This is a genomic window from Ramlibacter sp. (assembly GCF_035706265.1).
Taxonomy (GTDB): Bacteria; Pseudomonadota; Gammaproteobacteria; order Burkholderiales; family Burkholderiaceae_C; genus Ramlibacter.
The window spans coordinates 1-11290 of sequence record NZ_DASSVG010000361.1 but is presented as its reverse complement, the minus strand read 5'-3'; the positions used below and the strand labels follow the sequence as shown (position 1 = coordinate 11290).

The following is an 11290-nucleotide window of genomic DNA, read 5'->3' as shown; positions in this document are numbered from 1 at the left end:
CGGCATGAAGAACTCGATCGCGCGCTCGCGGCCGTCTTCCAGCGGCAGGAAGGAGACGACGATGTAGAGCGTCTGCCGGCCCTGCTGGGTCCAGTATTCGACCTTCTCCGCCACCGCGGAGAGCTGGCCATTGGGCCGGCGCGCGATCACCGCGCGCATCGGGTCCACCTTGGCTTCGGTGGCCTGCTCCTGCTGCGCCTTCGCCTCCGGCGTGGTGGAGAGCACCGAGCCGAGGATCTCGTTGGGCCGGTAGGTCGCCAGGCCCTTGAGGCCGGCGCGCCAGGCTTCCAGGTACAGGCCCTGGAAGTCCTCGTAGGGATAGTCGGCCGGCACGTTGACCGTCTTGGAGATCGCCGTGTCGACGAAGGGCTGCACCGCCTCCATCATCGCCAGGTGGTCCGCCGCCGGCATCTCCAGCGCGGAGACGAAGTAGGGCGGCAGCTTGGACGTATCGCCGCCGAGCGAGCGGAACAGGCGCCAGGCGTGGTCCTCCACCGTGTACTCGGTCGTGTGGCCGCCGCTCTCGCGCTTCTTGCGGTGGTAGGTCCACGAGAAGGGCGGCTCGATGCCGTTGGAGGCGTTGTCGGCGAACGCGAGGCTCACCGTGCCGGTGGGCGCGATCGACAGCAGGTGGCTGTTGCGGATGCCGTGCTGGCGGATCGCCTCCTTCAGCGGCTCGTCCAGCCGGCTGGCGAAGGTGCCGGCCTCCAGGTACGCGTCGGCCTCGAAGAGGGGGAACGCGCCTTTTTCCTTGGCCAGTTCCACCGAGGCCGCATAGGCGGCATCGCGCATGGCGCGGGCGATGCGCGCCGCCATCTCGCGGCCTTCGGGCGCGTCGTAGCGCAGGCGCAGCATGGCGAGCGCGTTGCCCAGGCCGGTGAAGCCGACCCCGATGCGGCGCTTGGCCTGCGCCTCGGCGCGCTGCTGCTCCAGCGGCCAGAAGGTCAGTTCCAGCACGTTGTCGAGCGCGCGCACCTGCGTCGCCACCGCCCTGGTGAAGCCCTCGAAGTCGAAGTGCGGCGGCCCGCCGAAGCCGAAGGGATGGCGGACGAACTTCGTCAGGATGATCGGACCGAGGTCGCAACAACCATACGCCGGTAAAGGCTGCTCACCGCATTGCCCCGTCACCAGACCATTGAAGATGACGGAATTGTGATCGGGCTGCGTCGTGTCGAAGACCGCCTCTTCGCCCGCAGCTTCGATGGCCGCAATCCTGGACGCGAAGCGCTGCGTCTTCAGCAGCACCTTGTCCTTCACCCAGCCCGCGTACTTCTCGTTCTTGCCGGGCAGGAGAAAGCCCACTTCCGCCATGAACCGTTCACGCGACTCGCCGTCGATGATCAGTTCGTAGTTCTCGACGCACTGGTAGCTGCGGAGGCTGCCGCGGCCATCCGGCATCGCTCGCTCGCCCGCATCCCGGCGCTTGCGGATCCGGCAGAAGACGCCGAAGTTGGACAGCAGCGTCTGGACCTCCTTCAGCAAGGGCTGGTGGCTGGAGGCCAGCCGCACCGAGCAGCTCTGGCTGAGAGAGGAAATGTTGACCGTTCCGTCGGTCTGGAAGAGGCCACGGAGGTAGCCACGGACACATTCTTCGCTGCCGCGCCAGACGACTTCCGGCACCTTCAGCTTGGTTGTCCGGTTGAAACCGTAGGCGGCCAGCAGCCGTGCGAGGATCACCGACCGGATGCAGACGCGATTGCGCTGCGGGATGGCGATGGGAGCCACCTGATAGTGGCGGCCGGAAGCCGACGCGGTGCCGATCAGCGAATTGATGAAATTCGAGACGCGATCGGCCAGCAACCGCTCCTCGCCCCACAGGTCGACCACCGCAGCCTCGTTGCCATGGCCCCGGTTGGTGAAGTGCCCGTCGCCGGTGAGCAGGCCGAGCAGAAGCCCGAGATCCTCGCTGCCTTCCTGCCCGAACTGGCCCTTGCCGGACTGCACCAGCAACTCGTCGCCCACGACCAGGTCGCGCAGCTTGATCTTGCCGCGGCCGGTGTAGAAGTCGTGCCACTCGGTCGCCTTGATTTCGTAGCCGTCTTCGGTGACCACGCGGAACACGGCTGCGCGCTCCGCGGTCTTGAAGGCCGGCTTCGCACCGCGCGTGACCACGCCCCGTCCCTCGCCGCCCAGGGTGCGCTGGTCCACGGTCGCCTGGATCTCGACGCCGCGCGCGTACAGCTCGCCGATGGGGATCAGGCCGTATTGCGTCGCCAGCCGGGTATCCGCCGTCACGCAAGGATTCGTCGCGCTGATCTTCTCCGCGTACCGCAGGTTGTTCTCGCGGTTGATCGTGTCGACGAACAGGATGCCGGGCTCGGCGAAGTCGTAGGCCGACCGCATGACGGTGTCCCACAGCTGCTGCGCGGGCACGCTCTTGTAGACCCACAGGCCGTCGGAGCGCAGGTGGGCGCCCTGGGCGACCAGCTGCGGGCCGGGCTTGGCCTTGTGCACCAGGGGCCAGTCGCCGCCGGCCTGCAGGGTGCGGATGAATTCGTCGGTGACGGCCACCGAGACGTTGAAGTTGTTCCAGCGTCCCGGCGTGCGCTTGGCGGTGATGAACTCCAGCACGTCCGGATGGTCGATGCGCATCACGCCCATCTGGGCGCCGCGGCGCGCGCCGGCGCTTTCCACCGTGGAGCACGAGTGGTCGAACACGTCGATGTAGCTGCACGGCCCCGAGGCCAGCGAGCCGGTGCCCTTGACCTCGGCGCCGCGCGGACGGATGCGCGAGAAGTCGTAGCCCACGCCGCCGCCGCGGCGCATCGTCTCGGCCGCTTCGCGCAGCGCCTCGTAGATGCCGGGGAAGCCTTCCTCGTCGCGGCCCTGGATCGCGTCGCCCACGGGCTGCACGAAGCAGTTGATCAGCGTGGCCTGCAGGTCGGTGCCGGCGGCGCTCATGATGCGGCCGGCGCCGATCGCGCCAGCCTGCAGGTTGTCGAAGAAGCGGCGTTCCCACTTGGCGCGCAGCGGCTCGGCCTCCACGCTCGCGAGGGCCTTGGCCACCCGCTTGAGCAGGTCGGTCTCGCTGCTTTCGCCCTCCTTCAGGTACTTCTCCCGCACCACATCGACGCTGATGGGTTGCGGCGGCAGGGCGGGGACTTCGTAGGGTGCGGGATCGCGCTTCATGCTTCCTGGAGTTCGGCGTTCGCGAGGGCGACGGCGATGGTGGGAGGGACCAGGTTGCCGACCAGCCAGTTCAGCAGGTCCTGCACGGGTCGGATCTGGGTGCCGAAGGGCAGGCGGCCTGCCCCCCGGAAGAATAGTCCTTTGCGAACATCCCCGGCGAGAGCGTAGCCAAGCACCTTGTCGATGCAGAACTGGCCCCAGTCGGCATGGCCGTCGCGCAGCCCGCACTTGGTGAGGCAGTCGAACCACATCGTGCAGTGCGGCTTCTGGTGGGCGGATTTCTGCATCCGTTCCTGCAGGCGCAGGTACTTGTCGAGCCAGGGCGTGCGCACGGCGCGCGCGGGCAGGCCGGCCACGCTGGTGAACTCGACCAGGTCCTCGGGTTTCGCGCCGGCCAGCACTTCCTTGAAGGCCAGGCTGGCGTCGCTCTCGCAGGTGACGGCGAAGGCGGTGCCGAGCTGCACGGCCGAGGCGCCCAGGCCCTGCAGGCGCTTGATGTCCTCGCGGCTGGAGACGCCGCCGGCGGCGATCAGCGGGATCTCCTTGTCGAAGCCGCTCTTCACGAAGAATTCCCGCACTTCGGGCAGCACCACGTCGAATTCGAAGCGGGGATCCTTCAGGTCCGCCACCTTGGCGGCCCCGAGGTGGCCGCCGGCCAGGCGCGGATGCTCGATCACGATGGCGTCGGGCAGCCGGCCCTTCTTCTCCCACTTGCGCACCAGCAGCTGCACGCCGCGGGCGTCGGAGAGGATCGGCACCAGGGTCGCCTTGGGGAAATCGCGCGCCAGCTCCGGCAGGTCCAGCGGCAGGCCCGCGCCCACCACCAGCGCGTCGGCGCCGCTTTCCAGCGCCTGGCGCACGTAGGTCTCGTACTGGTCCAGCGCGCGCATCACGTTGACTGCGATCAGGCCGCGGCCGCGCGCCAGTTCGCGCGCGCGCTTGATCTCGCGGTGCAGGGCTTCCTTGTTGGCCGCGTCGATCTGCGCCTTGGCTTGCGGCCCGGACAGCTCGCTGGTGGCTTCCATCAGGTCCGGATGCAGGCGCCGCAGGTCGACGGAGGAGATCGTGCCCACCGCATCGAAGGAAGCGACCGTCCCGGCGAGGCGGCCCGCCGAGATGCCGACCCCCATGCCGCCCTGGACCACCGGCAGCAGCGTCCGGCCCCGGAAGGTCCACAGATTCAGGCCGGCAGCGCGGGCCAGTTCAGTCGCAGAGGATTTGTCCATGTGTTCCACGTTCCCCGGTGAATACCGGTACGGGAGCGGAGGCTACAGGCGTGAGCAGGCACTAACGTTGTCTTGCATCAAACGCCGCCGGGTTTGGATTTCGGGGGTGCGGAGGAATACCGGAAGACGGAAACCGAACTGCCGGACGCAAAGGACGCAAGGGGTACGCAAAGGACGCGAAAGAAATCCAGGATAGCGAAGGAAGGCAGAGAGTTCTGCAGGCCTTTTCTTGAAAGGTCTTCCTTTGCGTCCTTTGCGTACCCTTCGCGTCCTCTGCGTCCGGCAGTTCAGATGTCCGGCTGTTCGGCTGTTCTTACCCCACCCGGCTCGGCTCGAAGTCCGGCACCGGGCGCGGCAGCGCGTCGGTGGAGCCGGGGCGGGCAGCAGGCTGCGGGGCGGCCAGGTTGCGGCGGGTGCGCACCAGCTGGTACGGGCGCCACAGGTAGGCCACGCTCGCGAAGCCGCTCCACACGTGCACCAGCCGCGTGAACGGGAAGACGAGGAAGATCGTCATGCCGAGGAACATGTGCAGCTTGAACACGATGCCTGCCTCGACCAGCTGTTCGGCCGCGCTGCCGCGGAACGTGACGATGCGCTGCGCCCATTCGCCGAACTTCATCATCAGGCCGCCATCGAGGTGCTGCGCCGAGGAGTGGATCGTCACCAGCCCGAGCGCGAACTGCAGCCACAGCAGCCACAGCAGCGCGATGTCGGCCAGCCGCGAGTTGATGCGGATGCGCGGATCGGTGAGCCGCCGGTGCAGCAGGATCGTGATCCCCACGAACCCCAGCAGGCCCGCGATGCCGCCGCTGGCCATCGCCATCAGCTGCTTGTTGCCGGGCGAGATGAAGGGCTCGTACAGGAAGTGCGGCGTCAGCATGCCAACGGTGTGCCCGAAGAACAGGAACAGCACGCCCATGTGGAACAGGTTGCTGCCCCAGCGCAGCTGCCCGGCGCGCAGCAGCTGCGAGGAATCGCTTTTCCACGTGTACTGCTCGCGGTCGAAGCGCACCAGGCTTCCGAGCAGGAACACCGCCAGGCAGAGGTAGGGATAGGTGCCGAAGAGGAACGCGTCGAGGGCTTTCATGCGCTGGCTCCTTGCGGCGCCTTGCGCCGCACGATCTGGATGGGCTGGGGCCGGCCGGGGGCGGCCTGGCCTTGCGTGCTGCAGCCGCCGAAGGCCACGGGCTCGGCCCAGGTGGCATCGAGGCTTTCTTCCGGTGCCACCGGCACCGCTTCCACCTTCTCGCCGGCGAGTTCGAGCACGGCGGCGAGCAGGCTCGCATAGTTGCTGTCCCGCTGGCGCAGGGCGCTGAAGATGGCGCGCAGGATGTGCGCCATCTCGCCGAGGAAGGCCTTCGCCAGCCTGGTCGGCTGGGTGGAGGCGAACTCCAGCACCACGCACAGGTGGTCGGGCAGTTCGCGGCCTTCCAGCCGCAGGCCCGCCGCTTCGTAGGTCTTCAGCAGGTCGATCATGGCCGGCCCGCGCTCGCGCGAGTCGCCGTGCACGTGCTCGAACAGGTGCAGCGAGGTGCTGCGCCCGCGGTCGAACAGTTCCACGTAGCGCGCCTCGGCCTCCAGCGGGTCGGCGCGCAGCAGGTCGGCGCCGAAGGCCTGCAGCTCCGCGCGGCGCGGCGCGGGCAGGGCCGCTTCGTCGCGGATCGCGGCCAGCAGTTCGGGCACGGCGGCGCGCACTTCCCCACCGGGGTAGGACAGCAGCAGCGCCAGCGCGCGCAGGGTGTAGCGGATGGAACGGCTCATGACTTCTCCACCGCGATCGGGATGGTGCGCTTCTTCTTGCCGCCGAACAGGCTGGCGTCGCTGGCGCCGTCGGAGCAGCCGTTGCCGAAGGAGAAGCCGCAGCCGCCCTTCATGTCGAAGGTGTTCTCCGCGTACTCGCGGTGGGTGGACGGGATCACGAAGCGGTCCTCGTAGTTGGCGATCGCCATCACGCGGTACATCTCCTCCACCTGCCGCTCGGAAAGCCCGGCCTGCTGCAGCACCTTGGCGTTGGCGACGCCGTCGACGTGCTTGCCGCGCTGGTACGCGCGCATGGCCAGCATGCGCTCGAGCGCGCGGATCACCGGGCCGGTCTGGCCGGCGGTGAGCAGGTTGGCCAGGTACTCCACCGGGATGCGCAGCTGCGAGACATCCGGCAGCTCGCCGTTGGCGCCGATCTGGCCGGCGTTCGCCGCCGAAGTGATCGGCGACAGCGGCGGCACGTACCACACCATGGGCAGCGTGCGGTACTCGGGGTGCAGGGGCAGGGCGATCTTCCAGTCCATCGCCATCTTCCACACCGGGCTCGATTTCGCCGCCTGGAGCCAGGCCTCGGGCACGCCGTCGCGGCGCGCCTGCTCGATCACCATCGGATCGTTCGGGTCGAGGAACAGGCCCAGCTGCGCCTCGTAGAGGTCCTGTTCGTCGGCCACGCTGGCCGCCTCCTCGATGCGGTCGGCGTCGTAGAGCACCACGCCCAGGTAGCGGATGCGGCCCACGCAGGTCTCGGAGCACACCGTCGGCAGGCCCGCCTCCAGGCGCGGGTAGCAGAGGACGCACTTCTCGGCCTTGCCGCTCTGCCAGTTGTAGTAGATCTTCTTGTACGGGCAGCCCGAGACGCACATGCGCCAGCCGCGGCACTTGTCCTGGTCGATCAGGACGACGCCGTCCTCCTCGCGCTTGTAGATCGAGCCGGAGGGGCAGGACGCCACGCACGCCGGATTGGGGCAGTGCTCGCACAGGCGCGGCAGGTACATCATGAAGGTGTTCTCGAACTGCCCCACCATCTCCTTCTGCACCTTCTCGAAGCTGGCCAGGTTCTGGTCCTTGCCGCGCTTGGAGAATTCGCCGCCCAGGATTTCCTCCCAGTTCGGGCCCCACTCGATCTTCTCCATGCGCTGGCCGGTGACCAGGCTGCGCGGGCGCGCCGTGGGGGCGGCCTTCATCTCGGGCGCCGTCTGCAGGTGCTCGTAGTCGAAGGTGAAGGGCTCGTAGTAGTCGTCGATCTGCGGCAGGTTGGGGTTGGCGAAGATGCGCATCAGCAGCTTCACCTTGCCGCCCTGGCGCGGCTCGATCGAGCCGTCGTCGTTGCGCTTCCAGCCGCCCTGCCACTTGTCCTGGTTCTCCCACTGCTTCGGATAGCCGATGCCGGGCTTGCTCTCGACGTTGTTGAACCAGGCGTACTCCATGCCCGGGCGGGAGGTCCAGACGTTCTTGCAGGTCACCGAGCAGGTGTGGCAGCCGATGCACTTGTCCAGGTTCAGGACCATCGCGATCTGTGCGCGGACTTTCATGCGTGCGCTCCTTCTTGCTTCGCGGTGGCTTCCTCGTCGAGCCAGTCCACCTTGTTCATCTTGCGCACCACCACGAACTCGTCGCGGTTGGTGCCGATCGTGCCGTAGTAGTTGAAGCCGTAGCTGAACTGCGCGTAGCCGCCGATCATGTGCGTGGGCTTCACCACGATGCGGGTCACCGAGTTGTGGATGCCGCCGCGCGCACCGGTGATCTCCGAGCCGGGCGTGTTGATGATCTTTTCCTGGGCGTGGTACATCAGCACCATGCCGGGGTTGACGCGCTGGCTCACCACCGCCCGCGCCGCGATGGCGCCGTTCACGTTGAACAGCTCCACCCAGTCGTTGTCGGCGATGCCGGCCCGCTTCGCGTCGTCTTCCGACAGCCAGATCACCGGCCCGCCGCGGTTGAGCGTGAGCATCAGCAGGTTGTCGCTGTAGGTGGAGTGGATGCCCCACTTCTGATGCGGCGTGATGAAGTTCAGCTGGATCTCGGGATGGCCGTTCGGCTTGATCCCGGCGATGGCGCCCGTGGTGTTCAGGTCCACCGGCGGGCGGTAGCTGGTGAACTGCTCGCCGAACGCCGTGACCCACGGGTGGTCCTGGTAGAACTGCTGGCGGCCCGACAGCGTGCGCCACGGGATCAGCTCGTGCACGTTGGTGTAGCCGGCGTTGTACGAGACCTTCTCGCTCTCCAGCCCGCTCCAGGTCGGCGAGGAGATGATCTTGCGCGGCTGCGCCTGCACGTCGCGGAAGCGGATCTTCTCGTCCTCGCGGTGCAGCGCCAGGTGGGCGTGCTCGCGGCCGGTGGCCTTGGAAAGCGCCTCCCAGGCCTTGACGGCCACGTGGCCGTTGGTTTCCGGCGCGAGCTGCAGGATCACCTCGCAGGCGTCGATGTCGCTCTGGATCTTCGGCAGGCCCTGGGTGGCCCCGGGCTCGTGCACCAGGCCATTGAGCTGCCCGAGCTGCTCCACTTCGTCCTGCGTGTTCCAGGCGATGCCCTTGCCGCCGTTGCCGGCCTTGGCCATCAAGGGGCCGAGCGCCGTGAAACGCTTGTAGACGTTCGGGTAGTCGCGCTCGACCACCGCGATGTTGGGCGCCGTCTTGCCCGGGATCAGGTCGCACTCGCCGCGCTTCCACTCCGCCACGCCCAGGGGCTGCGCCAGTTCGGCCGGCGTGTCGTGCATCAGCGGCGACAGCACCACTTCCTTCTCCACGCCCAGGTGGCCCTCGGCGAGTTCGCTGAACTTCTGCGCGAAGCCCTTGTAGATCTCCCAGTCGCTGCGTGCTTCCCAGGCCGGGTCCACCGCCGTCGACAGCGGGTGGATGAAGGGATGCATGTCGCTGGTGTTGAGGTCGTTCTTCTCGTACCAGGTGGCCGTGGGCAGCACGATGTCGGAGTAGAGGCAGGTGGTGGACATGCGGAAGTCCAGCGTCACCACCAGGTCCAATTTGCCTTCGGGCGCGTGGGCATGCCACGCCACTTCCTTCGGCCTCGCCTCGTCCGAGCCGAGGTCCTTGCCCTGCACGCCGTGGGAAGTGCCCAGCAGGTGCTTGAGGAAGTACTCGTGGCCCTTGCCGGAGGAGCCGAGGATGTTGGAGCGCCAGACGAACATGTTGCGCGGCCAGTTGGCCGGATGGTCCGGGTCCTCGCAGGACATCTTCAGCGTGCCGGCCTTCAGCGCGTTCACGACGTAGTCCTTGACGTCGCCGCCCTTCGCGTCCTTCACCACCTGCAGCGGGTTGGTCTGCAGCTGCGGTGCGGAAGGCAGCCAGCCCATGCGCTCGGCGCGCACGTTGTAGTCGATCAGGCTGCCGTCGAACTGCTTCGCATCCGCCAGCGGCGACAGCACTTCCTGCACGCCCAGCTTCTCGTAGCGCCACTGGTCGCTGTGGGCGTAGAAGAAGGAGGTGGAGTTCATCTGCCGCGGCGGGCGGATCCAGTCGAGCGCGAAGGCCAGCGCCGTCCAGCCGGTCTGCGGCCGCAGCTTCTCCTGCCCCACGTAGTGCGCCCAGCCGCCGCCGGACTGGCCGATGCAGCCGCACAGCATCAGCATGTTGATCACGCCGCGGTAGTTCATGTCGGCGTGGTACCAGTGGTTCATGGCCGCGCCGATGATCACCATCGAGCGGCCCTGCGTCTTGTCGGCGTTGTCGGCGAACTGGCGCGCCACCGCGACGATCTGCTGGCGCGGCACCCCGGTGATCTTCTCGGCCCAGGCCGGCGTGTACGGCGCCACGACGTCGTACCCGCTCTCTTCACTCCCTCCCCCTTTGGGGGAGGGCTGGGGTGGGGGCGCTCCGTCGGCCGCAACCCCATACTGCGCCGCCTGCAGGTCGAACACCGTCGCGACCGTCGCCCACCGCTCCTCGCCCGCCTTGCCCAGCCTGATCCGCTGCACCGGCACGTCGCGCAGGAGGACGTCGCCATGCTCGCTCGACGCGAAGTGCTCGTGCGCGATGCCGCCGAAATAGGGGAAGGCCACCTGGGCGTCCTGCGCGTCGCCGTTCTCGCCCTCGCGGATCGACAGCTTCAGCTTCACGTCCGCGTTGCCGCGCGCCTCCTTGGACTCGAGGTTCCACTGGCCGGCATCGGGGCGGCCATCCGGGCCCCAGCGGAAGCCGATCGCGCCCTTGGGCACGACCACCTTGCCGTTCTCGTCGAAGGCGAGCGTCTTCCACTCGGGGTTGTTGGACTGGCCCAGCTTGCCGTTGAAGTCGGAGGCGCGCAGGTAGCGGTCGGGCACCAGGGCCTTGCCGCCGGAGGGCAGTTGCTGCTCCTTCAGCAGCACCAGCATCGGCAGGTCGGTGTAGCGGCGCGCGTAGTCGTCGAAGTAGGCGCTGCGCCGCTCGAAGTAGAACTCCTTCAGGATCACGTGGCCCATGGCCATCGCCAGCGCCGCGTCGGTGCCCTGCTTGGGATGCATCCACAGGTCGGCCAGCTTGGCGACCTCGGAGTAGTCGGGCGTGATCGCCACCGTCTTCGTGCCCTTGTAGCGCACCTCGGTGAAGAAGTGCGCGTCGGGCGTGCGGGTCTGCGGGACGTTGGAGCCCCAGGCGATGATGTAGCTGCTGTTGTACCAGTCGGCCGACTCGGGCACGTCGGTCTGCTCGCCCCAGACCTGCGGCGACGAGGGCGGCAGGTCGCAGTACCAGTCGTAGAAGGACATGCAGACGCCGCCGATCAGCGACAGGTAGCGCGAACCGGCGGCGTAGCTGACCATCGACATGGCCGGGATCGGCGAGAAGCCGATGATGCGGTCCGGCCCCCAGCGGCCGATGGTGTGGATGTTGGCCGCGGCGACCATTTCGTTGACCTCGTCCCAGCTCGAACGCACGAAGCCGCCCATGCCGCGCACCTGCTGCCAGCTGCGCCGGGCGGCCTCGTCGCCGGCGATGCGGGCCCAGGCCGCCACCGGCGGCAGCGTCACACGCGCTTCCCGCCACAGCTTCAGCAGGCGGCCGCGCACCAGCGGGTACTTCACGCGGTTGGCCGAATAGAGGTACCAGCTGTAGCTGGCGCCGCGGGCGCAGCCGCGCGGCTCGTGGTTGGGCATGTCCCAGCGCGTGCGCGGGTAGTCCGTCTGCTGCGTCTCCCAGGTGACGATGCCGCCCTTGACGTAGATCTTCCACGAGCAGGAGCCG

Annotated in this window: 6 protein-coding genes; all 6 read right to left on the bottom strand. The window is 68.0% G+C overall.

Annotated elements, in window-relative coordinates:
• A partial coding sequence (locus VFM98_RS13170) for an LAGLIDADG family homing endonuclease (protein ID WP_325110374.1) occupies window positions 1–3129 on the bottom strand: 3129 nt, incomplete at its 3' end.
• Window positions 3126–4355: a nitronate monooxygenase family protein gene (locus VFM98_RS13165; RefSeq protein ID WP_325110373.1), complete on the bottom strand. Its 1230-nt coding sequence runs from the start codon at window positions 4353–4355 to the stop codon at window positions 3126–3128. The genes VFM98_RS13165 and VFM98_RS13170, both read right to left, overlap by 4 nt.
• 313 nt (window positions 4356–4668) lie before the next feature.
• Window positions 4669–5442 carry a respiratory nitrate reductase subunit gamma gene (gene narI / locus VFM98_RS13160; RefSeq protein WP_325110372.1) on the bottom strand — a complete coding sequence of 258 codons (774 nt, stop codon included), beginning with the start codon at window positions 5440–5442 and terminating at the stop codon, window positions 4669–4671.
• Window positions 5439–6116 (bottom strand): nitrate reductase molybdenum cofactor assembly chaperone, encoded by a 678-nt coding sequence (gene narJ, locus VFM98_RS13155; RefSeq protein ID WP_325110371.1) that lies wholly within the window; start codon window positions 6114–6116, stop codon window positions 5439–5441. Before narJ ends, narI begins: the two co-directional genes overlap by 4 nt.
• Complete coding sequence (gene narH, locus VFM98_RS13150; RefSeq protein ID WP_325110370.1) at window positions 6113–7648, bottom strand: nitrate reductase subunit beta; 1536 nt, start codon at window positions 7646–7648, stop codon at window positions 6113–6115. The genes narJ and narH overlap by 4 nt, the downstream gene beginning before the upstream one ends.
• Window positions 7645–11290: nitrate reductase subunit alpha (locus tag VFM98_RS13145; protein ID WP_325110369.1), on the bottom strand; the 3646-nt coding region annotated here is incomplete at its 5' end. The genes VFM98_RS13145 and narH, both read right to left, overlap by 4 nt.

Excerpts from the sequence above, each read along its gene's own strand:
- VFM98_RS13165 (WP_325110373.1), bottom strand. The coding sequence starts at position 4,355 with ATGGACAAATCCTCTGCGACTGAACTGGCCCGCGCTGCCGGCCTGAAT.
- narI (WP_325110372.1), bottom strand. The coding sequence starts at position 5,442 with ATGAAAGCCCTCGACGCGTTCCTCTTCGGCACCTATCCCTACCTCTGC.
- narJ (WP_325110371.1), bottom strand. The coding sequence starts at position 6,116 with ATGAGCCGTTCCATCCGCTACACCCTGCGCGCGCTGGCGCTGCTGCTG.
- narH (WP_325110370.1), bottom strand. The coding sequence starts at position 7,648 with ATGAAAGTCCGCGCACAGATCGCGATGGTCCTGAACCTGGACAAGTGC.